Below are 22,241 nucleotides of genomic sequence, written 5' to 3' on the forward strand. Positions count from 1 at the left end.
TCGTCCAATCAACTCTGGCCGGATCAGACGCCCGCCCGCAGCGGGCCCAGCTGGCTCAGCTTCCAGCCGTCCTCGGTGCGGGTGAGCTTGGTCAGGTACCGGTTGATCTTGGTGACCTGCTTGCCGTCGGCGGGCGTCACGGTGCTCTCGACGACGGCGATCATCGACGCGCTGCCTGCCCGGTCGTCGAGCTCGGTGATGGCCGAGTCGAGAACCTTGGACGTCGTCACGGACTTGGCGTCGACCAGCTGCTTCTTGCGCGAGTCCTTGTCCTTGTCGATCTCCGCGCGCAGCTCGCCGGTGGACGAGTTCAGCCAGCGCTGGAGGTCCTCGTCCACCTTCTTGTAGTCGAGCGTCAGGAAATTCGCGATGCCGACCTGGCCGGAGCGCAGGGCCTCGTCGCGCGTGGCGGCGAACTGCGACTCCGACGAGTGCGACGCCGAGTACCAGGCCACGCCGAAGTACGCGGCGTACCCGAACGTCAGCACCGCCAGCACCACGGCGACCACCGTGAAGATCCGCACTACTTCTTCCCTTCCGGCAAACCGAGCAGCTGGCCCAGCGACGTCAGCAACGGCAGCTCCGGGGCTGTCTGCTGCCCGGTCGGCTCCTGGCCCGGCTGCGTCGTCGCGTTGCCGACCGGCGTCGTCGGCGTTCCACCGTACGGCGCATTCTGCGAGCCTCGCACCGATGTCGCCGAACCGCGCGCGAGAGCGCAGTAGGCCTGTGTGTTCAACGGCGCCGCGGAGGTGTCATTGCCCGAGCGGATCGTCGTGCCCTCGTAGCCGACCGTGCACGGCATCGGGTCGAAGACGTTCAACGCGAGCCCGAAGTGGGCCGTCCCGTCGCCCGGCGCCACGCTGAAGCCGCCACCGACGGCGATCGGGTACGTCACGGCGATCTGCTCCAGGCCGTCGCGCCTGGTCACGAGGATGTTCGACGTGGTCAGCAGGTTCGCGAAGACCACTCCGAGGTTGGGGCCGCTCTCCTTCAGCAACGCCGAGACCTGCTCCGAGGCGGGCGGCACGGCCACGATCAGCCGCCGCAGGTCGCCGTCGGAGGCTTTCAGCTGCTCCGCGATCAACCTCAGGTCACCGCTGAACGACCGGATGGCACCACCGGAGGCGGCCTGCGTGGACAGCACGATCTTGCCGTCCTTCAACAGCTGCGTGGTCTGCGGCAGGTGCTCGCGAGCCGCCGCCGTGAACGCCGCGGTGTTGTCGATCAGCACCTGCAGGTCGCCGCCGGTGCCGTTGAACGCCGTGTGCAGCTCGTCGACGACGGTCTTGAGCGAGTCCGTCGGCACCGACGACGCGAACGCGTCCAGGTTCGACAGCAGCCCGTCGACCGGCGGCGGCGTCTTCGTGGCCGACCGCGGGATGACCGACCCGGCCTCCAAATAGGGCCCGGAGTCGCTCGTCGGCCGCAGGTCCACGTACTGCTCGCCGACGGCCGACCTGTTCGCCACGACGGCCTCGGTCGCGGCCGGCACGCGCGGTGCGTCCGAGTCGAGCTCCAGGTCGACCTCGATGCCGTCCGAGGTCAGCCGCAGCTGCCCGACCCGGCCGATCGTGACGCCGCGGTACGTGACCTCGGCGTTGGTGAAGATGCCACCGGAGTCGGCGAGCTGCATCGTCACGACCGTCGACGACGACTTGAACAGACCCACGTACGTCGCGCTGACGTACGAGATGCCCAGCAACGCGACCAGCACGAACGCGCCGATCTTGAGCTTGGTCCCGCGCGTGATCACTTGCGACCACCTCCCAGCAGGCCACCGAGCAGGTCGCCCAGCCCGGACCCGCTGCCCTGGTTCAGGCCCGGCAGCGGGATGTTCGGCAACGGCAACGGCGTGCCCTGCGACGGGACCAACCCGTCGAGCGGGGACTGCCGCGACCGTCCGAGGTTGTCCAGGATCGTGCCGAGGTTCAGGTCCAGGTCGGCGTAGAGGTTCGCGTAGTCGCCCTTGATGCCGTCGACCGCCTCGTCCGGGAACGGGTAGGTCAGCAGCAGCTCGAGCGACTTCGGCAGGTTCTGCCCCGACTCGGCGAGCTTGGTCAGCGTCGGCTGCAACGCCTTCAGGTCCGCCACGATGTCGTCACGGCTCTTGTTCACCGTGTCCACCGCAACGTCGGAGAGCTTGTTCAACGACTGCAGCAACGTCACGAGCTGCGTGCGCTGCTCGGCCAGCACCTTCAGACCGGGTTCGAGGTCCGTCAGCGCCACCGCGATCTTCTCGCGCTGCTGGGCCAGCGTGCCGGCGAGCCGGTTCAGCGAGTCCAGCGCGCGGACGATCTCCGCCTTGTGCTTGTCGAGCTCCCCCACGAACGTGTTGAGGTTGCCCAGCAATGAGCGCACCTGCTGCTCGTTGCCCTCCAACGCCGCGTTGAGCTCCTTGGTGATGTTCTGCAGCTGTGCGACACCGCCGCCGTTGAGCAACATCGACAACGCACCGAAGACCTCTTCGACCTCGGGGTTGCGGTTCGTCTTCGCCAACGGGATCACGGCGTTGTCGGTCAGCTCGCCCGCGGCGTCCTTGGGCTTCCCGAGCTCGACGAACTTCTCGCCGAGCAACGCGGACTGCCGCAGGTTCGCGAACGCGTTCGCCGGCAGCCGCACGTCACCGTTGACCAGCATGGTCACTTCGGCCGTCCAGCCGTCACCGGCGAGATCGATCTTCTCCACGCGCCCGACCGGCACGTCGTTGACCTTCACGCCCGCCTGCGGCACGAGGTCCAGGACGTCCTTGAACTGCGCCTTGACCCGATACGGGTGATCACCGACGTCCGCACCGCCCGGCAGCGGCATGTTGTAGACGCCGTCGAACCCGCCGGAACCACAACCGGCCAGCACCAGGGCCGACAACACGATCGCGAGCTTCTTCACCGCGGCACCCCCGCAACGGGCAGGGGCAGCGGCAGCTTGCCCGCGTTCAGGTCGGAGATCGCCTGAGCCGGAGTGGGCAACGGCAGCGCACCGGACAGGACCGGCTCCAGCTGCTTGCACGTCTGCGCGAGCACCGGCGGCACGTTGTTCGGCGTCGTCTGCTGGACCAGCTTGCAGATCAGCACGATCGGCGGCTGGTTCAGCTCGTTGATGTCCGCGCGGGTGTCGAGCGTGCCGGACGCCGCGTTGTACGAGTTCTGCAGGTTGCCGAGCGCCAGCGGGGCGACGTCGAGCGTCTCCGCCAACGCTGCCCGCTGGTTCACCAGCACCTGCGTGATCGAGGCCAGCTTGTCCACGTTGGACTTCAGCACCTCGCGGTTGTCCTTGATGAAGCCCTGCACCTGGCCCAGCGCGGTCGCCAGCTCGTTCAGCGCGGCACCGAGGTCGCCGCGTTCGTCGGCGAGCATCTTCGACACGTCGGCGAGCTGCTTGTTGAAGTCCCGCACCTGACTGTCGTTGGCCGCGAGCATCGCGGTGAACTTCTGCAGGTTGTCGACGGTGGCGAACAGGTCCTCTTTGGACCCCGACAGCGTCCGCGTGGCCTGGCCGAGGTTCTTCAACGTGTCGTTGAGCGCCTGGCCGTTGCCGTCGAGGTTCTTGGCCGCGGCGTTGAGCAGGTCCGCCAACGCACCGTCGGCGTTCGCCCCGTTGGGTCCCAGCGCGGTCGTGAGCTTGTCCAGCGACTGGTAGAGCTCGTCCAGCTCGACCGGCGTCGCGGTGCGCTCGCGCGGGATCACGGCGTTGTCGCCCATCGTGGGCCCGCCGGTGTAGGCGGGCGCGAGCTGCACGTACCGGTCGCTGACCACGCTCGGCGAGACCACGACGGCCTGCGCGTTCTCCGGGATCCGGACGTCGCGGTCGAGGGTGAAGACGACCTTGACCGTCTTGCCCTCCGGCGTGACCTCGTCGATGGTGCCGACCTTCACGCCGAGCACCCGCACGTCACCACCGGGGTAGACGCCCACGGCCGCGGCGAAGTGCGCGGTGACCTTGCGGCCGTTCATCCCGGCGAACACCCACCACAGCGCGGCGGTCACGACCAGCGCGAGCACGCACGCGATGGCGATGAAACGGCCGGTCTTCGTGTTGACAGCGGTGGTCATCGCTGCACCCCCGGAGGCAGGCAGCCTTCCTCGTTGAACCCGACGACGCCGAGGTTCACCGAAGGCGGCAGCAGACCGCAGATGTAGGTGTCGAACCAGCGCCCGTTGCCCAGGGTGTTCGCGAACACCCGGTAGAACGGCGCCATCAGCGCGAGGCTGCGGTCGAGGTTGTCCTGGTTGCGCTGCAGGATCGTGGTGACCCTGCCGAGCTGCTCCAGCGCGGGCTTGAGCTGGTTCTGGTTGTCCTGCACCAGACCGCTGAGCTGACGGGACAGGTCGCGGGTGCCGGTCAGCAGCGCGCTGATCGCCTCGCGACGCTTGCGCAGCTCACCGAGCAGCAGGTTGCCGTCCGAGAGCAGCTTCTCGAACTCCGCGTTGCGGTCGGCGAGCGTCTTGGTCAGCTGCCTGGTGTTGCCCAGGAGCTTCGCGAGCTGCTCGTCGCGCGAGGAGATCGTCTTCGACAGCGCGGACAGGCCGTCCAGCGCGCCGCGGACGTGCTCCGGCGAGTTCTTGAAGGTGTCGGACAGGACCGTGAAGCTGTCCGCGAGCTGCTTGGTGTCGATCTGGCCGACTGTCGTCGCGAGCCCGTTGAACGCCTCGTTCACGTCGTACGGCGCGAGCGTGCGTTCCTTCGGGATCGGGTTGCCCGGCGACAGCGGCGCGCTGCCCTGCGGGTCGAGCGCCAGGAACTTCTGGCCCAGCAACGTCTTGATGCGGATCATCGCGGTCGTGCGGTCGCCCACCCAGGCGTCCTTGACCTTGAACGTCACCCGCACCCGGTCGCCGTTCAGCTTGACCTTGGTGACCTTGCCGACCTTCACGCCGGCGACGCGGACCTCGTTGCCCGGCACCAGCCCCGCGGCCTCGCTGAAGTCCGCGGCGTAGCTCGTGCCGCCGCCGACGATCGGCAGGTCGTCGGAGTAGAACGCGGCCAGCAGCAGCAGGGCGATCAACGTCAGGCTGATCGCGCCGGTCCTGATCGGGTTGCGCTCCTTCATCGGCGGCACCTCTGTTGTGTCACCGGCAGGGCCGTGATCGGAACGGGGTTGTTGATGACCGGCGGCACCGCGATCTGGCCGGTGCCCTCGCAGAGGAAGAAGTTGAACCACGAGCCGTAGGTCGCGGTCCGCGTGATCGTCTCCAGCTTGTTCGGCAGCCGCTGCAACATCCGGTCGACGAGAACCTCGTTGTCGCCCAACGTCTTCGAGACCAGCCCGAGCTGTGCGATGTCGTTCTTCAACGGCTCCCGGCCCTGTTCCAGCAGACCCGAGGTGGCGTTCGTCAGGTCGCCGAGCGCGGTGATCGCGTCACCGATCGGCTTGCGGTCCTGCGCGAGCCCGGACACCAGCGTCTGCAACGTGATCACGAGGTTGTTGAAGTCCTCGTCGCGCGAGTTCACGGTGTCGAGCGCGGTGTTGAGGCTGTCGACGACCTCGCCGATCACCTTGTCCTTGCTCGCCAGCGTGCTGGTCAGCGACGCGGTGTGCTCCAGCAGGCTGTCGATCGTGCTGCCTTCTCCCTGCAGCACCTGGATGATCTCGAACGACAGCTTGTTCACGTCGTCCGGCGACAGCGCCTGGAACAGCGGCTTGAAGCCGTTGAACAACACGGTCAGGTCCAGCGCGGGCTTGGTGCGCTCCAACGGGATCGTGCCGCCCTCTGGCAGCACGGCCTTGGTGTCACCGGTGCCGGACTCCAGCGCGATGTACCGCTGTCCCACCAGGTTGCGGTACTTGATCGTCGCGGTCACCGACCCCGGCAGCTTGCGTTCGCCGTTGATCGAGAACGCGACCTCCGCGGTCTTGCGGTCGACGACCTTGATCTCGTCGACCTGCCCGACGCGAACGCCGGCGATGCGGACGTCGTCACCCTCGTTCAACGCGGTGACGTCGGTGAACTGGGCCTTGTAGCCGGTGGCACCGGCCAGGTTCACGTTGGCGATGGTCACCGCGAGCAGCGTCGTGGCGAGGATCGTGACCACCGCGAAGGTGATCAGCTTGAGCAGCGGGGCGAGCACACCCTTCACTTGACGGTCACCTCCGTCCCTCGCACGAGCGGTCCGAGCAGCAGGCTCGACCAGCCGGGCATGTCCTGCGGGTCGACGCCGATCCGCGGGCCGAAGAGGGCCGCGATCAACCTGGCCTCCTCGGGCGAGTTGGCGAGCCGCAGCACGTCCTGCGCGGACGACGTCGAGGTGACGTTGCCTGCGTTGGCGGGCGGCAGGATCCCGTCGTTCGCGACGCGCGCGGGCGGCGGCGAGCTGGAACCGTCCTGCACCGGGCCCTCCGGCGGGTACTGCGGGAACGGGTTCGGCCTCGGCACGATGTCGTAGCAGCGAGGACCGCGCTTGTCCTTGTACTCGGGCTCGTCGAGGTTCGGCTTGTACTTGCCGCGGTTCTGCGTGATCTCCAGCGTGATGTGCAGGCCGGGCTCGTTGGTGCCCTCTCCGAACGCCTTGCTGATGATCGGCTCGAACTCCGCGAGGCCCTTGAGCAGGCACGGGTACTCGGGCGCGTACTTGGCGAGCAGCTCGAGTGTCGGCCGGCTGGTGTCGGCGAGCGAGATGATGTTGTTCTTGTTGACCGTGACGAAGCTCGTGAGGTCCTGCGACGTCGTGGTCAGCGACCCGTACAGCGCGAGCAGGTTGTCCCGCTGTTCGACGACGGTCTTGGTCGTCGTGGTCATGTCGTTGAGCGCCTGCAACAGGTCCGGCGCGGCGTCGGCGTAGACGTTCGAGACGTCCGCGAGCTTGGAGATGTTCTCCTTCAACGCCGGGAGCTGCGGGTTGAGCTCACCGAGGTACTGGTCGAGCGACACCAGCGTCTGGCCGAGGGGCTTGCCGCGACCGTCGAGCGCCTGTGACAACGCGGTCAGCGTGGTCGCGAGCTTCTCCGGCTGGATCGACTGGAGCACCGGCATCAGGTTGTCCAGCACGCGTTCGAGCTCGATCGCGCTGCTGGTCCGGTCCTGCTCGATGACCGCGCCCTCTTTGATGGCCGCGCTCTTCTGCTGCGGCAGCACGAGGTTCACGTACCGCTCGCCGAACAACGTCTTGGGCAGCAGCCGCGCGCTGACGTTGGACGGGATCTGCGAGACCTTGTCCGGCAGCAGGGCCAGCTCCAGCTCGGCGCCGTCGCCGCTGGTGCGGATGGCCTTCACCGAGCCGACGATCAGGCCGCGCACCTTGACGTCGCTCGCGGTCTGCAGCTGGTTGCCGATGTGGTCGGTCTTGAGCGTGACCTTCACGTAGTCGCTGAAGACGTCCTTGTACAGCGCCACCGTGAGCGACAGGAACATGGCGATCGCGAGGAGGAACGCGATACCGAGAACACGTTTCCTCATCCCGCGATCCTCACCGTCGTCGTCGCACCCCAGATCGCGAGGCTCAGGAAGAAGTCGAGCAGCGCCGTCGTGACGATCGCGGTCCGCACCGCACGGCCGACCGCCACACCGACGCCCGCCGGACCACCGGACGCGCGGTAGCCGTAGTAGCAGTGGGTCATGATGATCACGACCGCGAAGACCAGCACCTTGCCGAACGACCAGAGCACGTCGATCGGCGGTAGGAACAGGTTGAAGTAGTGGTCATATGTGCCTGCCGACTGCCCGTAGAACTCGACGGTGATCGTCCGCGCCGCGAGATAACTGGTCAGCAGGCCGATCACGTACAGCGGGATGATCGCGACGAACCCGGCGATGATCCGCGTGGTGACGAGGAACGGCAGGCTGGGGATGCCCATGACCTCGAGCGCATCGATCTCCTCTGAGATCCGCATGGCACCGAGCTGAGCCGTGAAGCCGGACCCGACCGTCGCCGACAGCGCGAGGCCCGCGACGAGCGGCGCGATCTCACGGGTGTTGAAGTAGGCGCTCACGAAGCCCGCGAACGCGCTCGTGCCGATCTGGTTCAGGGCCGTGAAGCCCTGCAGGCCGACGACCGTGCCGGTGAAGACGCTCAGTCCCACCATCACGCCGATCGTGCCGCCGATGACCGCGAGCGCGCCGCTGCCGAAGCTGACCTCGGCCAGCAGCCGCATCGTCTCCTTGGAGTACCGCTTGAGCGCACGAGGGGTCCACGCCAGCGCCTTGATGTAGAACGACAGCTGGTCGCCGAACCCGTCCAGAGTGGACAACGCCTTGTTCGCCATCAGCTCCCCTTCGCGGGCACGACCTGCAGGTAGATCGTGGTGAGGACGAAGTTGACGAAGAACAGCAGCAGGAACGTGATGACCACGGCCTGGTTCACCGCGTCACCCACGCCCTTCGGCCCACCGGCCGGGTTGAGCCCCCGGTACGCGGCCACGATGCCCGCGATGAACCCGAAGATCAGCGCCTTGATCTCACTGATCCAGAGGTCCGGCAGCTGCGCCAGCGCGCTGAAGCTCGCGAGGTAGGCACCGGGCGTGCCGTCCTGCATGATCACGTTGAAGAAGTAGCCGCCGAGCACGCCGACGACGCTCACCATGCCGTTGAGCAGCACGGACACGAGCATCGCGGCCAGCACCCGAGGCACCACCAGCCGCTGGATCGGGCTCACGCCGAGCACTTCCATCGCGTCGATCTCTTCGCGGATCTTGCGCGACCCGAGGTCCGCACAGATCGCCGAGCCACCCGCACCCGCGATGAGCAGCGCCGTCACGATCGGACTGGCCTGCTGGATGATCGCGAGCACGCTGGCCGCACCGGTGAACGACTGCGCACCGATCTGCCGCGTGAGGGACCCGAGCTGCAACGCGATGACCGCGCCGAACGGGATGCTGACGAGGGCCGTCGGCAACACCGTCACGCTGACGATGAACCAGCTCTGCTGGATGAACTCCCGCAGCTGGAACGGCCGGCGGAACGACGTCCGCACGACGTCGATGCCGAGCTGGCACAACTTCCCGGTCTCCCGCAGCGCCCCAGCGCCGGGGAAAGTCGTCTGCGCAGTCACAGCACACCGCCGTGACGAGGCCAGGGACTGGGCGTGGGCGCGTGGGCAGGAGCCCCGACGTGCACGCCGTACCGCGCCTGCTCCTCCGGCGTCAGGCTGGCGATGATCCCCTGCTGAGCCTCGTGCGGCAGCTGGTGAATGATCGACATGACCCGGTCCTTGCGCCGCCGAACCGCATCCCGGTACGGCAGCCCGGGCGTCGGCTCCAACTGCGGCACAACCCCGCGCATGTCCTCGTCCGGCGACCCGTCCGAGTGCCCGGCATCCGCATGAGCCTGCTCAGCGGCCATGGTGGCCTGGTCCTTCTCCTCGGACATTCCGATGGGCCCGAGCCGCCGCCCGTTGAGGAACTGCTCGACAACGGGTTCGTCACTCGTCAGCAACACCTCGCGAGGCCCGAACATGACGAGCTCGCGCCGGAACAACATCCCGAGGTTGTCCGGCACGGTCCGAGCAATGTTGATGTTGTGCGTGACGATGAGAATCGTCGCGTCGATCTGCGCGTTCAAATCGATCAGCAACTGACTCAGATAAGCCGTGCGCACCGGATCAAGCCCGGAGTCCGGCTCGTCGCACAAAATGATCTCGGGGTCGAGCACCAGCGCCCGAGCCAACCCGGCCCGCTTGCGCATACCGCCGGAGATCTCACCGGGCAGCTTCTTCTCAGCCCCGACGAGACCGACCATCTCCATCTTCTCGAGGACGATGCGCCTGACCTCGGCCTCGCTCTTGCGGGTGTGCTCGCGCAACGGAAAGGCGATGTTGTCGTACAGGTTCATCGACCCGAACAACGCACCGTCCTGGAACAGCACGCCGAACATCTTCCGAATCTCGTAAAGCTTGTGCTCAGAGCACCGCACGAGATCCGTCCCGTTGATGACGATCTTGCCCTTTTCCGGCTTGAGCAGCCCCACCAGCGACTTCAGGAACACGCTCTTGCCGGTACCCGATGGCCCGAGCATCACGCTGACCTCACCGGGCGGCAACGTGAGCGTGACGTCCTGCCAGATGGTCTGCTTGCCGAAGGACTTGGTCAGACCCTCGACGACCACCTCGACGCCCATCCGCACCTCCGCACACGCCCAAGACGCCGCAGTGTCCGGCGTCATACCAGGGCAACGAGTTCGTTCGCGGCAGGTTACTCACCAGTTGGCCTAACGCCGGTTGCGCTTGCATAACGCCACGCAGCGTGACCTCGCAAAACGGTCACCGAGGCGTAGACCAACGCCTGGCAAACCAAAAACCGACCAGAGGTGTGACAACAGGCACACCAACAATTCGAGGGCCAACGGCCCCGAAACGAACTGAGCAAGCGGGCCCGGCGGTGGGGTCCCGTCACGAGTCGCACCACAGCTCTTGCTGCACCCGACCGGAACCCGCCAACGCAACAAGACCCCTACGGACCCCAGGCAAAACAAAACGGGCGTGCACCCCCGTTGAAAGGTGCACGCCCGTTCAGGCACTACTGCGCAAGCCCCACAAGGGGGCCCAGATCACTTGAGGGTGATCTTGGCGCCCGCAGCCTCGAGCTTCTCCTTGGCGGCGTCGGCGACGTCCTTCGCCACGTTCTCCAGGAGCGGCTTCGGAGCGGCCTCGACCAGCTCCTTGGCCTCCTTCAGGCCCAGGCCCGAGACGACCTCGCGGACGACCTTGATGACCTGGATCTTCTTGTCACCGGCGGACTCGAGGACGACGGTGAACTCGTCCTTCTCCTCCTCGGCGGGGGCAGCCGGGCCGGCCGGGCCGGCGGCAGCGACGGCGACCGGCGCCGCGGCGGTGACCTCGAAGGTCGTCTCGAACTGCTTCACGAAGTCCGACAGCTCGAGGAGGGTCATCTCCTTGAACGCGTCGAGCAGCTCTTCGGTGCTGAGCTTCGCCATGATCGGCGGTCCTTTCTAATCTCCCGCGCGAAAGCGTCGGGTGTGTCTTCGGGTGATCAGCTTTCGGCGGGAGCGTCGGCCTCGGCGGCGGGAGCCGCAGAGCCCTTCTTCTCCTGCAGGGCAGCAGCCAGGCGAGCGACCTGGGAAGCCGGGGCGTTGAACAGACCCGCGGCCTTGGCCAGGTTGCCCTTCATCGCGCCCGCGAGCTTCGCGAGCAGCACCTCACGGCTCTCGAGGTCCGCGATAGCGGTGACCTCGTCGACCGAGAGCGGGCGGCCATCCATGTAGCCGCCCTTGATGACCAGGGCCTTGTTGTCCTTCGCGAAGTCGCGGATCGCCTTGGCGGCGTCGACGGGCTCGCCCTCGACGAACGCGATGGCGGTCGGGCCGGCGAGAAGGGCCTCGAGGCCCTCAATGCCGGCGTCCGCGGCGGCCAGCTTGACCAGCGTGTTCTTCGCGACGGTGTACTTGGTGCCCGCGCCGAGAGCGCGACGCAGCGTGGTGAGCTGCGCCATGGAGAGGCCACGGTACTCGGTGACAACCGCTGCCGAGCTGCTGCGGAACTGGTCCGCGAGCTCAGCGACCGCCGTAACCTTGCTGGGCTTCGCCATGATCGCCTCCTCTCTGGGCTGGGTTAGACCACCAGCTGTGAGAAGGTCCCGAAACAACAGAAACGCCCACGCGCACAAGCAGCACGGGGCGTTGCAAGAGCTAGCCACGTCCTCCCTGCGCGGGCCGCCCGTGTTGCAACGGGGCCTTCGTTCTCCTCGCGGAGAAAACCAGCGGTCTTCGGTAGAACCACGGAAGAGACTACGCGAGTCGTGTCCGCCGATCCAAATCGGCATGATGTGACGTGTGACCGACGAGCCCGGCAAGGACCTCGCGCCCCGCCAGCCGCAGCCGCCCGCCCCGCCGATGGATCCGGAGCAGCTGCGGCAGTTCCAGGAGTTCCAGCGCTTCCAGGAGTTCCAGCGCTACCAGGAAGCAACGGGCCAGGCACCCGAGCCGCCCAAGCAGTCAGGCGGCAAGCGCTGGTGGCTCGTCGTGCTCGGCAGCCGCATCTTCTGGCGCGCGCTCTTCCTGCTCCTGGTCGTCCTCTCCGTGGTGTGGGCCTACAACCACTTCTTCGGCGTGGACGACCCGGGCGACATCGCCCAGGACAGCGGCGGCGTGACCGGACCGGCCCAGGGACTGTCCGCCCCGGCTGGCCTCCAGGGCACCGTGGGCATGTTCTACAAGCACGTCTCGTTCGCCGACACGACCCGCGCCTGCACGCTCTTCCTCCGCGACGACACGCGCCAGAAGTTCGCCAACGCCCACGGCGCAAGCGATTGCCCGGCTGCGGTGAAGTCTCTGAAGACCCAGGTGACCAGCGTCGACAAGTACCAGCAGGTCATGTTCCCGCCGGACATGCTCAAGACGCCGACCACGACCAAGGTCACCATCGACTCGTGCGCCCTGACTGTCGAGGGCGGTCCGCGCCTGGGGTCGTTCGTGGTGGAGAAGGTCGGCTCGGGCTGGGTCATCACCGACTGGTCTGCCAGCACCTGTGGTTGATTCGGGTGCATGGCAAATGCACTGGGGGTGCCGAGCCCCGACAAGGTCACGTACATGGACACCGTCGCCGCCGCGGCCGTCGACTACAAACAGCAGCTGCTCGACCTGCTCGCGCTCAAACCCGGTCTGACGGTCCTCGACCTCGGTTGCGGCCCCGGCGCGGATCTGCCGGCCATGGCCGACGCGGTGACGACGTCAGGTCGCGTCGTCGGCGTCGACATCGACCAGAAGATGGTCGACGCCGCGACTGATCGGTTCCACGACCATCCCCACGTCGAGATCCACCTCGGCGACGGCCACGCGCTGCCGTTCGAGGAGGCCACCTTCGACAGGGCGCGGATGGATCGTGCGCTGCAGCACGTCGCGGACCCCTCCGCCGTCCTGTCCGAACTCCTGCGGGTGCTCGAGCCGGGCGGCCTGCTGCGGATCGGCGAGCCCGACTGGGACTCGCTGGTCGTCGACGGCGACCTGGAGATGAACCGGGCCTTCAACCGCTTCACCTGCTCGACGATGGTCCGCAACGCCACCATCGGCCGCCAGCTCGCGCGACTGGCGCGTGCGGCCGGCTTCGAGGTCGAGAGCGTGCACACGGCCGCTCCTGTGTTCCACGACTTCGCTCTGGCGGACGAGATCTTCGCCTTCACCCGCAACACGGAACGGGCCATCCGCGCGGGCGCGATCGAGCGCGCGGACGGCGAACGGTGGCTCGCGGAACTGCAGAGCGCCGACTTCACGGCCGCACCGCTGATGTTCCTGCTGGCAGCGCGCAAACCCTTGTGACGCAACGCAAAAGGCCCCCGGCGTGAACCGGGGGCCTTTCAACGAACTAGAACCGGAGAGGCTCAGGCCTCGTCCACCAGCATGTTGCGGGTGCGGTTCGGGTCGACCGGGATGCCGGGGCCCATCGTCGTGGAGACGGTGACCTTCTTGACGTACCGGCCCTTGGCCGCGGACGGCTTGGCGCGGAGCACCTCGTCCAGCGCGGCCGCGTAGTTCTCGACCAGCTTCTCGGGGTCGAACGACACCTTGCCGATGACGAAGTGCAGGTTGGCCTGCTTGTCAACGCGGAAGTTGATCTTTCCGCCCTTGATGTCGTTGACGGCCTTGGCGACCTCGGGGGTCACGGTGCCGGTCTTGGGGTTCGGCATCAGGCCACGCGGGCCCAGGATGCGGGCGATGCGGCCGACCTTCGCCATCTGGTCGGGGGTCGCGATCGCGGCGTCGAAGTCGAGCCAGCCACCCTGGATGCGCTCGATCAGGTCCTCGGAGCCAACGGCGTCCGCACCGGCGGCCTCGGCCTCAGCGGCCTTGTCACCGGTTGCGAAGACGATCACGCGGGCGGTCTTGCCCGTACCGTGCGGCAGGTTCACGGTGCCGCGGACCATCTGGTCGGCCTTGCGAGGGTCGACGCCGAGGCGAATCGCGACCTCGACGGTCGAGTCCAGCTTCACCTTGGACGTTTCCTTGGCGAGCTTGGCGGCCTCCAGCGGCGAGTACAGCCGCTCCCGGTCCACCAGCTCGGCGGCGGCCTTGTAGGCCTTGCTGCGCTTCATAACTTCTGTCCTTACCGTGGATCAGTTCGTGGTGAATGAGCCGCGCTCGGCTCTCCCACGCTTGCGTGAAAGGTCTTGGTCAGCCTTCGACCGTGATGCCCATGGAACGGGCGGTGCCGGCGATGATCTTCGCGGCCTGGTCGATGTCGTTCGCGTTCAGGTCGACCATCTTGGTCTGGGCGATCTGGCGGACCTGCTCCATGGTCACCTTGGCGACCTTGACGCGGTGCGGCTCGCCGGAGCCCTTCTCAACACCAGCGGCGGCGAGGATGAGTCGCGCGGCCGGCGGGGTCTTCAGCTTGAAGTCGAACGAGCGGTCTTCGTACACGGAGATCTCAACCGGCACGACCTGACCGCGCTGCGACTCGGTCGCGGCGTTGTAGGCCTTGCAGAACTCCATGATGTTGACGCCGTGCTGACCAAGCGCGGGACCAACGGGCGGCGCCGGGTTCGCGGCACCAGCCTTGATCTGCAGCTTGATGATCGCTGACAGCTTCTTCTTCTTGGGTGGCATTGTCCGTACTTCCTGTTATTGCGGTGTCCGCGCGCGGCCCTGCCAGCCGCAGCGTGGCCGATCGGTCTCCCCTCGCGGGGAAACCGCTCAGATCTTGGAGACCTGGCTGAACGACAGCTCGACCGGCGTCTCCCGGCCGAAGATCGACACCAGGACCTTCAGCTTCTGGCCGTCCGCGTTGACCTCGCTGATCGTCGCGGGCAGCGTGGCGAACGGTCCGTCCATGACGGTGACCGACTCGCCGACCTCGAAGTCGACCTCGATGGTCGGCTTCGGAGCAGCGGTAGAGGCGGCCTTCTTGCCCTCGGCGGGCTTCTGCTCACCCTGCGGGAGCAGGAACTTCAGCACCTCGTCGATGGTGAGCGGCGAGGGCTTCGAGGTGGCTCCGACGAACCCGGTCACGCCCGGCGTGTTGCGGACGGCGCTCCAGGACGCGTCGGTGAGCTCCATGCGGACCAGGATGTAGCCGGGCAGCACCTTGCGCTGCACGAGCTTGCGCTGGCCGTTCTTGATCTCGGTGACCTCTTCGGTCGGCACCTCGACCTGGAAGATGTAGTCCTCCATGTCGAGCGTGTGGATACGAGTCTCGAGGTTCGCCTTGACCTTGTTCTCGTAACCGGCGTACGAGTGCACGACGTACCAGTCGCCGGGCGCGTGGCGCAGGGCCTGACGCAGCTCTTCGGCGGGGTCGGCGATCTCTTCGTCGATCGGGGTCTCGTCGATGGCGAGAACGTCGACGTCCTCGTCGGCCTCGACGGCAGCGTCCTCGGTGGCCTCCGACTCGACCGTCTCGTCGACCGCGGCGTCCTCGGACACCTCGTCGTCGGTGAGGTCGGTCAGCTCCTGGGCGTCGACGCCGTTATCGGAGGTCACTGTGGATCTCGCTTCCTGATTGCAGCGGCAGCTGTCCGGCTCAGCCGAACAACTCGAAAACAGCCGCGCCGAAGCCGAGGTCGAGAGCCCACACCAGCGCAACCATGAAGACCACGAACACCAGCACGACGCCGGTGTAGGTGACGAGCTGCTTGCGCGTCGGCCAGATCACCTTGCGGAGTTCGCCGATGACCTCGCGGATGTAGCGGAAGAACCGCCCGATCAGCGAGGGACGCTTCTCCTGTCCGTCACGGGCCTTAGTCGGGCGACCCTTCTTCGCGTCCTCGTCCGACTCGTCGGACTTGACGACGCTCTTCTTCGACTCAGCGCTGCTGCCGTCCTTGCGGGCGGCCGGGCGAGAGGAGGCACGACGTTCACGCCGCGCCGCAGCAGTGGACGGCCGGACAGCGCCTTCGCGCTCCTCCGGCTGGTCCTGCTCGCGGCCCTCGCTCATGCCGTGCCTCCACTCCACCCATGACGCGCTTCGACAGCAGGGGCGACAGGACTTGAACCTGCAACCTGCGGTTTTGGAGACCGCTGCTCTGCCAGTTGAGCTACACCCCTTTGAGATCCCGAGTGGGGATCCCCTGGCCAAGCAGGAAGTGTACGGGAGCCTGTCCCGTCCATTCCAACCAGACCGCTCAAGCAGTTGCCGAGCGGCCTGTCGCACAGCCTACCCACAGGCGGGCCAAGAACACGAATCAGGGTCGTGCAACTGAAGCACGATCCGGGCCCGAATCTCGTGTGAGCACCGCAAACACCACCGGACCGGGTCGTCCGGTGGTGTTCTTGATCACAAGATCAGGCCACGCGGACGCGGGCGAAGGCACCCGTCAACACCGACTTGCCGTCAAAAGCCGCGTTGATGTTGACCTTCACAGTTCCGTCCTCGAAGTCCTTGGTGACCTTCGCGGTCACCTCGACCAGCGCGCCCTCGTCGTCGTTGGGCACCACGACGGGCCGGCCGAACCGGCAGCCGTACTCGACGATCGCACCGGGGTCGCCGATCCACTCGGCGACGATCCTGGACGCCACGGCCATGGTCAGCATGCCGTGCGCGATGACGTCCGGGAGGCCGACCTCCTTGGCCGTCTTCTCGTTCCAGTGGATGGGGTTGAAGTCCAGCGAGGCGCCCGCGTAGCGCACCAGGTCATCGCGCTTGAGGCGCACGGACAGCGCCGGCAGCTCGGTACCAACCTCGACGGTCATGCGTCCTCTCCCCTCACGACGAGCATCGACTTGGCGGTGGTGACGAGCTCGCCGTCGACCGTGCTGATCTCGGTCCGCACGGTGATCATGTCGTTGCCCATGCGGGACGTGATGGCGTCGATGTGCGCCACGCTGACGAGCTGGTCGCCCGCGGTGATGGGCCGGTGGTGCGTGAAGTTCTGGTCGCCGTGCACGACGCGGCTGTAGTCGAGCTTCAGCTCGGGGTCGAACATGACCGTCTCGTTGGTCTTCATCGACACCACGATCGCGAACGTCGGCGGGGCGATGACGTCCCCGTGCCCCAACGCCTTCGCGGCTTCGGCGTCGCGGTAGGCCGGGCTGGTCGCGCCGATGGCGTCGGCGAACTCGCGGATCTTCTCGCGGCTCACGTCGTACGGCTGCGACGGCGGATAACTACGTCCGGTGAAGCTGGGGTCGAGAGGCACCTGAGCAGCCTATACGGCTCCGAGGACGCCGCAGAAACGCCGAAGCCCGCCCCAGTTGCGGGACGGGCTTCGGCGAAGATTCGCTACGCGCTCAGCGGGTTTCCTTGTGCGCGCGGTGCGTCTTGCAGTTCGGGCAGAACTTCTTGATCTCCAGGCGGTCCGGGTCGTTGCGCCGGTTCTTCCTGGTGATGTAGTTCCGGTGCTTGCACTCCTCGCACGCGAGGGTGATCTTCGGGCGTACGTCGGTTGCAGCCACGGTCCTTGCCTTCCTGAGAGCACATGAACCCCGTGAAACCCAGTCCGGGCTTACCGTCTGGCGGGGGTGGGTGACGAGGCGCCACCCGAACCTTGCTTCCCGGTCGACCTACGTACCGGGGGCTTGGGGGCTTGGCCCCCAAAATCATGCGGAGCGAGGATGGTCGGCGCTTTCCGCCGACACACCTCTCCCACTCGCGTAGCGGTGGCCGGACTTGAACCGGCGACACAGCGATTATGAGCCGCTTGCTCTACCAACTGAGCTACACCGCTTTACACAACTACAGCCGCAGCGCTCAGCACTGCGGCCAGTAGTGGAGCCCCTTTACGGAATCGAACCGTAGACCTTCTCCTTACCATGGAGACGCTCTGCCGACTGAGCTAAAGGGGCTTGCTCTTTCGTTCTTGCCGAGCGAGGAGAACTCTACAACACCCGTCCACCAAGAACGAAATCCGGGGGTGCCTCTAGTGCACCAAGGTGAGCACCGTCTCATCGCGGGCACCCCTGACCTGCACCGTTCGCGCACGCAGCCACGCCTCGAACCGGTCCTCGGACAGCGGACGCGAGATCAGGTACCCCTGAGCGACGTCGCAACCCATGCCGACCAACTGGTCGCGGGCCGCGTCGTCCTCCACGCCCTCGGCCACGACCACGAGACCGAGCGAGTGCCCGAGCTCCACGATCGACCGCACCACGGCCATGTCGCCGAGATCCGTGCCCATCCCGAGCACGAACGACTTGTCGATCTTCACCTCGTCCACCGGCAGCTGGCGCAGGTACGCGAGCGACGAGTAGCCCGTGCCGAAGTCGTCGACCGCCAGCACGACACCGATCGCGTGCAGGCGCCGCAGCACCGGCAGAGCGCGCTCGGGATCGGCCATGACGCCCGACTCGGTGAGCTCGAAGGTCAGCAGCCCCGAAGGCACGTCGTGGCGCGCCAGAGCGGCTTCCACGCGGTTCGGGAAGTCCTCGTCGCCCAGCGTCCGCACGGACAGGTTCACCGCGATCGACATCCGCAGCCCGCGGTCGAGCCAGCGGCGCACGCGTTCGAGCGCGCGGTCCATCACGAAGTCCGTCAGCACGTCCACGAGACCGGTGGCCTCGACGGCCGGCACGAACTCGTCCGGGTCGACGCGGCCGAACTCCGGATGTGTCCAGCGCACCAACGCTTCCGCGCCCACGACCTGGCGTGAGGGCAGGGCGACCTTCGGCTGGTAGTGCACCGAGATCTGCCCGGTCTCGACCGCCTGGCGGAACTGCGTCACGAGCTGGAAGCGGCGCAGGAAGATCTGGCCCATCGAAGGCGCGTAGGCCTTCACCGGCGTGCCCTCCGACGTCGCGCGCACGGCGACGTCCGCCCGCTGCAGCAACGCGTCGGGGTCCGGGTCCTCGGTCTCGGAGTCCGCTTTGGACGCGTACCCGACGACCGCGGAGGCCTCGACCGTGAGCCTGTCGACGGGGTACGGCACGGAGAGCCCGGCGCGCAGGCGTTCCGCGATCTCGTGCGCCGCAACCGAACGCGAGTCGTCGAGGAAGGCGGCGAACGCGCCACCCTCCAGGCGGGCCAGCGGAACGTCGGCGCCCAGCGCGTCGCGGAGCCGGCGCCCGGCCGCGACGACCATCCGGTTTCCCCACGCCTGGCCCAGCGCGTCGGACACCGTCGACAGGATGTCGAGGTCGATCCGCAGCACCACTCCCCTGCTCGAGTCGCGCAACGGCTCGGCGCACGCCTCGCGGAAGCCCGGCCGGTTCAGCAGGCCGGTCAGCGGATCGTGGTAGGCGTCGTGGCGCAGACGGGCCAGCAGCCGGCGGTTGTCCACGGCCGTCGCGAGGTGCGAGGCCAGCGTCCGCAGCAGCTGGATGTCCGCCTTGCCGAAACCGCGCCAGCGGGACAGCCGGTCGTGCGCCTCGACCGCGCCGAGCAGCTGGGTCGCGCCGCGCAACGGGACGACCAGCGCCTCCTGCGCGTCGCGGCGCAGCAGGGCCTCGCTGACGTCCTCGGTCGCGTCGGCCACGCGGTAGTAGCGGACGTGCGTGCCTGGCAGCTGCAGGACAGGGTCCTCGCGCACGGCCCGCGGGTCCGTCGCGGTCATCTCCTCGGGCAGCGGTTCGCCGGCGACGAGGGTGATCATGGCTTCCTGCGGGTCGGTGCGCAGGCGCAGCACGACCCGGTTGGCGTTGAGCTGCTCGCGGATGCGTTCCGCGATGAGCTGCCACTCGTCCTCTTCGACGCCGGTGGCGAGGTCGTCGTCGGGCTGGCGAGGGCCGGTGCCGTGCTGTCCCGACCTCGCGACGCGGAGGCTGACCTCGCTCAACGCCTCGAGGTCGCGCTGTTCCCGCAGCAGTCCCGAGTAGGCGAGGTAGGTGGCCACGATGCCCGCGAGCACCAGGGCGATCAGCAGGCCGCCCCACTTCGTGGTGGAGACGATCTGGAAGCCGACGAGACCGGCGGAGGTGTTCAGCAGCGCCACGACCAGCGTCTGGAGCACGAGACGGAGGCTGTTGCCGACGCGCATCGACTTGCCCATGAGCCGCAACGCGCAGAGGCCGAGCACGCTCGCGAGCAGCGGCACCGTGATGGTGCCGACGAACGCACCCGCCCAGAACGGCCCGCCCTCGCCGATCATCCGGTTCACGGCCTCGGCTGCGGCGAACGCGACCGAGATCTCCATGAACATGAGGCCCGCGTTGTACACGGCGCGGTCGAGGATCCGCCGGCCGAGCAACGTGCCCACGCCCGCGACCACGTGCGCGGCGAGCACGACCTCGAACGGGGCCACCAACAAGCCCAGGACCAGCGGGATCTCCGTGAAGGAGATCGTCCACGCGACGCCGCTGCGGACGTCGACGTTGATCGCGAGCTGTTCTGCCAGCAGGAAGCCGACGACGAGAAGGGGGCCGATCCAGAAGAGGGAGGTGTTCTCCTTCTCCGGCAGCCAGGCCGCGACCATGCCCGCGCAGACGACGCCGGCCACCAGGAGGGTGACGGCGAACGCGCTGAACGCGCGGTTGGTCGACTTGGCCGACCAGGCGGCCGAGTCCGACACGGGGGCCGACGCTCGGTCGGACATCCAGCCTCCTCGTCGGCCTGGGGTGGGGGGACCTCTAGGCGTGACTGAGGGGTCCCGCACTTGGCGATCAGGACCCCTCCAGGGGCACCAATGTACCCCGCTCGGGGGACGAAATGGCAGGTCGAGCACCCGTAGTGACGTCGATTCACCCAGACGTGGTTAGACGTTCAGCCGCCCTCGGAGCACCGTCACGGCCTGCCCCGAGAGCAGTACGCGATCTTGTGCGAGGGTCGCCCGCACGAACCCTCCCCGCGGCGACGCCTGCTCCGCCAGCAGGTCAGCGCGCTGGAGCCGAGGCACCCAATAGGACGCCAGCGTGCAGTGGGCCGAACCGGTGACGGAGTCCTCCGGGATGCCGACGGCCGGATAAAAACAGCGACTCACGACGTCTGCTTCACCGTCGCCAGCAGCCGTCACAATTACTCCCCGTGACGAAATCTGTGCCAGTCCTTGGACGTCAGGTCGCAAGGAACGGACTTCCGCGGCGCTCCCCAACTCGATCAGGTAGTCGAGGCGCCCACGCGCCACGGACTTGATCGTCGCATGTGGCAGCGCTTCTGCTAGTCCGATTGGCGGGTCAGTCAACTCTGACGGGTCCGCCGGGAAGTCCATCCGGACCCATCCGTCGTCGTTGACGCACGTGAGGACGCCACTACGCGTGGTGAACTTCTGCTCGCCGCCGAGGACGTGCGCGGCGGCCAGCGTGGCGTGCCCGCAGAGTTCGAGCTCGCGCGTCGGCGAGAACCACCGGAGCCCGTTGTCCGAGGTGACGAAGGCCGTTCCCTCGTGCTTCATCTCGGCGGCGACCCGCTGCATCCAGTCGTCGTCGCGCGGCTCGGTGAGGAGCACGACGCCGGCAGGGTTGCCCGCGAAGGGCCGGTCGGTGAACGCGTCCACGACGAAGATCTCCACACGCGCGACCCTGCCATGCTCAGATGAGGTCGTGACGGAGATTTTCTCGTACCGCGAGACGGATCCGGATTCCCTTCTACCGACGTGGAGCGCACTGCGCGTCCACAGCCTGACCTGGCAACCGGGCTGGAACCTGCCCGCGTTGCTCGACGAGTGGGAGAACCGCCTCACCGGCCTGGACGACACGGACACCGCCGCGATCGTGACGGTGCCGAGCCACGAGACCACCAACGCGCTGCCGTTGATCCACCACGGCTTCGCCCCGCTCACGGTGGTCGCCGAACGCCTCGCCGGACGGTCGGCGCCGGCCCGGCCGTCCGACGTCCGCATCCGCCCCGCGACGCACGCCGACCTGGACGTCGCGGTCGAGCTGAACATGCACACCGTCAGGTACGACGCGGCGTTCGGCATGGTGACCGAACGCCCGAACAGCGCGGAGCACCTGCGGTCCGCGCTGGCCGAGGTGCTCGACCGCGACCAGGAGGCGATGTGGCTGGCCGTCCGCGGAGACACGCCCGTCGGCATGGCCTACGTCGACATGCCGTCGCACGCGCTGTGGATGGAGCGCTTCGCCGAGGCGCGCCCGTTCGCGTACTTCGGCCACCTCGGCGTCCGGCCGGACGTGCGCGGCTCGGGGGCGGGCAGCGCACTCGTGGCGCACGTGCACGACGTGCTGGACCGCTCAGGCGTCGCGTCGACACTGCTCCACCACGCCCTGCCGAACCCGAGGTCGACGCCGTTCTGGTACTCGCAGGGGTATCGCCCGCGCTGGACGACGTGGGCCCGCCGACCGGCTTTGCGCACGTCCCCCGGCGTGTCTTCGTGACCCGAACGGCGTAGTGAGACATGATCTACCCGTTCACACAAGCGAAGAACCCGAACGAGCCCGTACTTGTGGAACGAATCCGGCCTCTATTTCGACAAAGGGGATAGCGGATTCGGACACCACACCTGGGGGGTCGAGATGGAACTCAGCGGAAGAGCGAGG

At 67.5% G+C, this 22,241-nt stretch carries 24 protein-coding genes and 3 tRNA genes; 3 read left to right on the plus strand and 24 right to left on the minus strand.

From position 1 onward, the window contains the following. Positions 1–23 precede the first annotated feature (23 nt). The 12 genes from ACFOWZ_RS11325 to rplJ form a co-directional block, all read right to left on the minus strand. Positions 24–524: a hypothetical protein gene (locus ACFOWZ_RS11325; protein ID WP_382371771.1), complete on the minus strand. Its 501-nt coding sequence runs from the start codon at positions 522–524 to the stop codon at positions 24–26. Further along, positions 524–1,753, minus strand: coding sequence for an MCE family protein (locus ACFOWZ_RS11330; RefSeq protein WP_382371773.1), 1,230 nt, complete (start codon positions 1,751–1,753; stop codon positions 524–526). The genes ACFOWZ_RS11325 and ACFOWZ_RS11330 overlap by 1 nt, the downstream gene beginning before the upstream one ends. Then, positions 1,750–2,886: an MCE family protein gene (locus ACFOWZ_RS11335; RefSeq protein ID WP_382371775.1), complete on the minus strand. Its 1,137-nt coding sequence runs from the start codon at positions 2,884–2,886 to the stop codon at positions 1,750–1,752. Before ACFOWZ_RS11335 ends, ACFOWZ_RS11330 begins: the two co-directional genes overlap by 4 nt. Continuing rightward, positions 2,883–4,049, minus strand: a complete 1,167-nt coding sequence (locus tag ACFOWZ_RS11340; RefSeq protein WP_382371777.1) for an MCE family protein — start codon at positions 4,047–4,049, stop codon at positions 2,883–2,885. The genes ACFOWZ_RS11335 and ACFOWZ_RS11340 overlap by 4 nt, the downstream gene beginning before the upstream one ends. Next, entirely contained in the window at positions 4,046–5,047 is a 1,002-nt protein-coding gene (locus tag ACFOWZ_RS11345; RefSeq protein ID WP_382371779.1) for an MCE family protein, read from the minus strand. Before ACFOWZ_RS11345 ends, ACFOWZ_RS11340 begins: the two co-directional genes overlap by 4 nt. Continuing rightward, positions 5,044–6,075 carry an MCE family protein gene (locus tag ACFOWZ_RS11350; protein ID WP_382371781.1) on the minus strand — a complete coding sequence of 344 codons (1,032 nt, stop codon included), beginning with the start codon at positions 6,073–6,075 and terminating at the stop codon, positions 5,044–5,046. The genes ACFOWZ_RS11345 and ACFOWZ_RS11350 overlap by 4 nt, the downstream gene beginning before the upstream one ends. Next, positions 6,072–7,391 (minus strand): MCE family protein, encoded by a 1,320-nt coding sequence (locus ACFOWZ_RS11355; RefSeq protein WP_382371783.1) that lies wholly within the window; start codon positions 7,389–7,391, stop codon positions 6,072–6,074. The genes ACFOWZ_RS11350 and ACFOWZ_RS11355 overlap by 4 nt, the downstream gene beginning before the upstream one ends. Further along, entirely contained in the window at positions 7,388–8,197 is an 810-nt protein-coding gene (locus tag ACFOWZ_RS11360; RefSeq protein WP_382371785.1) for an MlaE family ABC transporter permease, read from the minus strand. The genes ACFOWZ_RS11355 and ACFOWZ_RS11360 overlap by 4 nt, the downstream gene beginning before the upstream one ends. Further along, positions 8,197–8,982, minus strand: a complete 786-nt coding sequence (locus ACFOWZ_RS11365) for an MlaE family ABC transporter permease (RefSeq protein ID WP_382371787.1) — start codon at positions 8,980–8,982, stop codon at positions 8,197–8,199. Before ACFOWZ_RS11365 ends, ACFOWZ_RS11360 begins: the two co-directional genes overlap by 1 nt. Then, complete coding sequence (locus ACFOWZ_RS11370; protein WP_382371789.1) at positions 8,979–10,046, minus strand: ABC transporter ATP-binding protein; 1,068 nt, start codon at positions 10,044–10,046, stop codon at positions 8,979–8,981. The genes ACFOWZ_RS11365 and ACFOWZ_RS11370 overlap by 4 nt, the downstream gene beginning before the upstream one ends. 429 nt (positions 10,047–10,475) lie before the next feature. Further along, complete coding sequence (gene rplL, locus ACFOWZ_RS11375; RefSeq protein ID WP_382371791.1) at positions 10,476–10,862, minus strand: 50S ribosomal protein L7/L12; 387 nt, start codon at positions 10,860–10,862, stop codon at positions 10,476–10,478. Between the two features lie 56 nt (positions 10,863–10,918). Then, on the minus strand, positions 10,919–11,473 hold the full coding sequence (rplJ, locus tag ACFOWZ_RS11380; RefSeq protein ID WP_030473497.1) for a 50S ribosomal protein L10: 555 nt from the start codon (positions 11,471–11,473) through the stop codon (positions 10,919–10,921). A gap of 244 nt (positions 11,474–11,717) precedes the next feature. On the opposite strand from rplJ, the gene ACFOWZ_RS11385 reads away from it, so the two are divergent. Continuing rightward, positions 11,718–12,419 carry a hypothetical protein gene (locus ACFOWZ_RS11385; RefSeq protein WP_382371793.1) on the plus strand — a complete coding sequence of 234 codons (702 nt, stop codon included), beginning with the start codon at positions 11,718–11,720 and terminating at the stop codon, positions 12,417–12,419. 9 nt (positions 12,420–12,428) lie between these two features. Then, positions 12,429–13,199 carry a methyltransferase domain-containing protein gene (locus ACFOWZ_RS11390; RefSeq protein WP_382371795.1) on the plus strand — a complete coding sequence of 257 codons (771 nt, stop codon included), beginning with the start codon at positions 12,429–12,431 and terminating at the stop codon, positions 13,197–13,199. Positions 13,200–13,261: 62 nt separating this feature from the next. On the opposite strand, the gene rplA is transcribed toward ACFOWZ_RS11390, so the two are convergent. The 12 genes from rplA to ACFOWZ_RS11450 all read right to left on the minus strand — a co-directional run bounded on the left by rplA (position 13,262) and on the right by ACFOWZ_RS11450 (position 21,253). Then, positions 13,262–13,972: a 50S ribosomal protein L1 gene (gene rplA / locus ACFOWZ_RS11395; RefSeq protein WP_030473499.1), complete on the minus strand. Its 711-nt coding sequence runs from the start codon at positions 13,970–13,972 to the stop codon at positions 13,262–13,264. A 79-nt stretch (positions 13,973–14,051) separates the two neighbouring features. After that, a complete protein-coding gene (rplK, locus tag ACFOWZ_RS11400; RefSeq protein WP_030473500.1) occupies positions 14,052–14,486 on the minus strand; it encodes a 50S ribosomal protein L11 in 435 nt (144 codons plus the stop codon). An 87-nt stretch (positions 14,487–14,573) separates the two neighbouring features. Further along, positions 14,574–15,359, minus strand: coding sequence for a transcription termination/antitermination protein NusG (gene nusG / locus ACFOWZ_RS11405; RefSeq protein ID WP_030473501.1), 786 nt, complete (start codon positions 15,357–15,359; stop codon positions 14,574–14,576). A 40-nt stretch (positions 15,360–15,399) separates the two neighbouring features. Next, on the minus strand, positions 15,400–15,813 hold the full coding sequence (gene secE / locus ACFOWZ_RS11410) for a preprotein translocase subunit SecE (protein ID WP_030473502.1): 414 nt from the start codon (positions 15,811–15,813) through the stop codon (positions 15,400–15,402). Positions 15,814–15,850: 37 nt separating this feature from the next. Beyond that, a tRNA-Trp gene (locus ACFOWZ_RS11415) sits at positions 15,851–15,923 on the minus strand. 237 nt (positions 15,924–16,160) lie between these two features. After that, positions 16,161–16,568 carry a MaoC/PaaZ C-terminal domain-containing protein gene (locus tag ACFOWZ_RS11420; protein ID WP_382371798.1) on the minus strand — a complete coding sequence of 136 codons (408 nt, stop codon included), beginning with the start codon at positions 16,566–16,568 and terminating at the stop codon, positions 16,161–16,163. Beyond that, positions 16,565–17,014, minus strand: a complete 450-nt coding sequence (locus ACFOWZ_RS11425; RefSeq protein WP_382371800.1) for a MaoC family dehydratase N-terminal domain-containing protein — start codon at positions 17,012–17,014, stop codon at positions 16,565–16,567. The genes ACFOWZ_RS11420 and ACFOWZ_RS11425 overlap by 4 nt, the downstream gene beginning before the upstream one ends. Positions 17,015–17,105: 91 nt before the next feature. Then, entirely contained in the window at positions 17,106–17,270 is a 165-nt protein-coding gene (rpmG, locus tag ACFOWZ_RS11430) for a 50S ribosomal protein L33 (RefSeq protein ID WP_015105301.1), read from the minus strand. 199 nt (positions 17,271–17,469) lie between these two features. Beyond that, positions 17,470–17,542, minus strand: a tRNA-Met gene (locus ACFOWZ_RS11435). A gap of 42 nt (positions 17,543–17,584) precedes the next feature. After that, positions 17,585–17,660 (minus strand) — tRNA-Thr (locus ACFOWZ_RS11440). Between the two features lie 74 nt (positions 17,661–17,734). Then, entirely contained in the window at positions 17,735–20,341 is a 2,607-nt protein-coding gene (locus ACFOWZ_RS11445) for a putative bifunctional diguanylate cyclase/phosphodiesterase (RefSeq protein WP_382371802.1), read from the minus strand. 159 nt (positions 20,342–20,500) lie between these two features. Further along, positions 20,501–21,253, minus strand: coding sequence for a PhzF family phenazine biosynthesis protein (locus ACFOWZ_RS11450; protein WP_382371804.1), 753 nt, complete (start codon positions 21,251–21,253; stop codon positions 20,501–20,503). Positions 21,254–21,284: 31 nt separating this feature from the next. Between ACFOWZ_RS11450 and ACFOWZ_RS11455 the strand changes: the two genes are divergently transcribed. Further along, positions 21,285–22,079 (plus strand): GNAT family N-acetyltransferase, encoded by a 795-nt coding sequence (locus ACFOWZ_RS11455; protein ID WP_382371806.1) that lies wholly within the window; start codon positions 21,285–21,287, stop codon positions 22,077–22,079. Positions 22,080–22,241 lie beyond the last annotated feature (162 nt).

The sequence above is a fragment of the Lentzea rhizosphaerae genome, assembly GCF_042649515.1.
Lineage (GTDB): Bacteria > Actinomycetota > Actinomycetes > Mycobacteriales > Pseudonocardiaceae > Lentzea > Lentzea aerocolonigenes.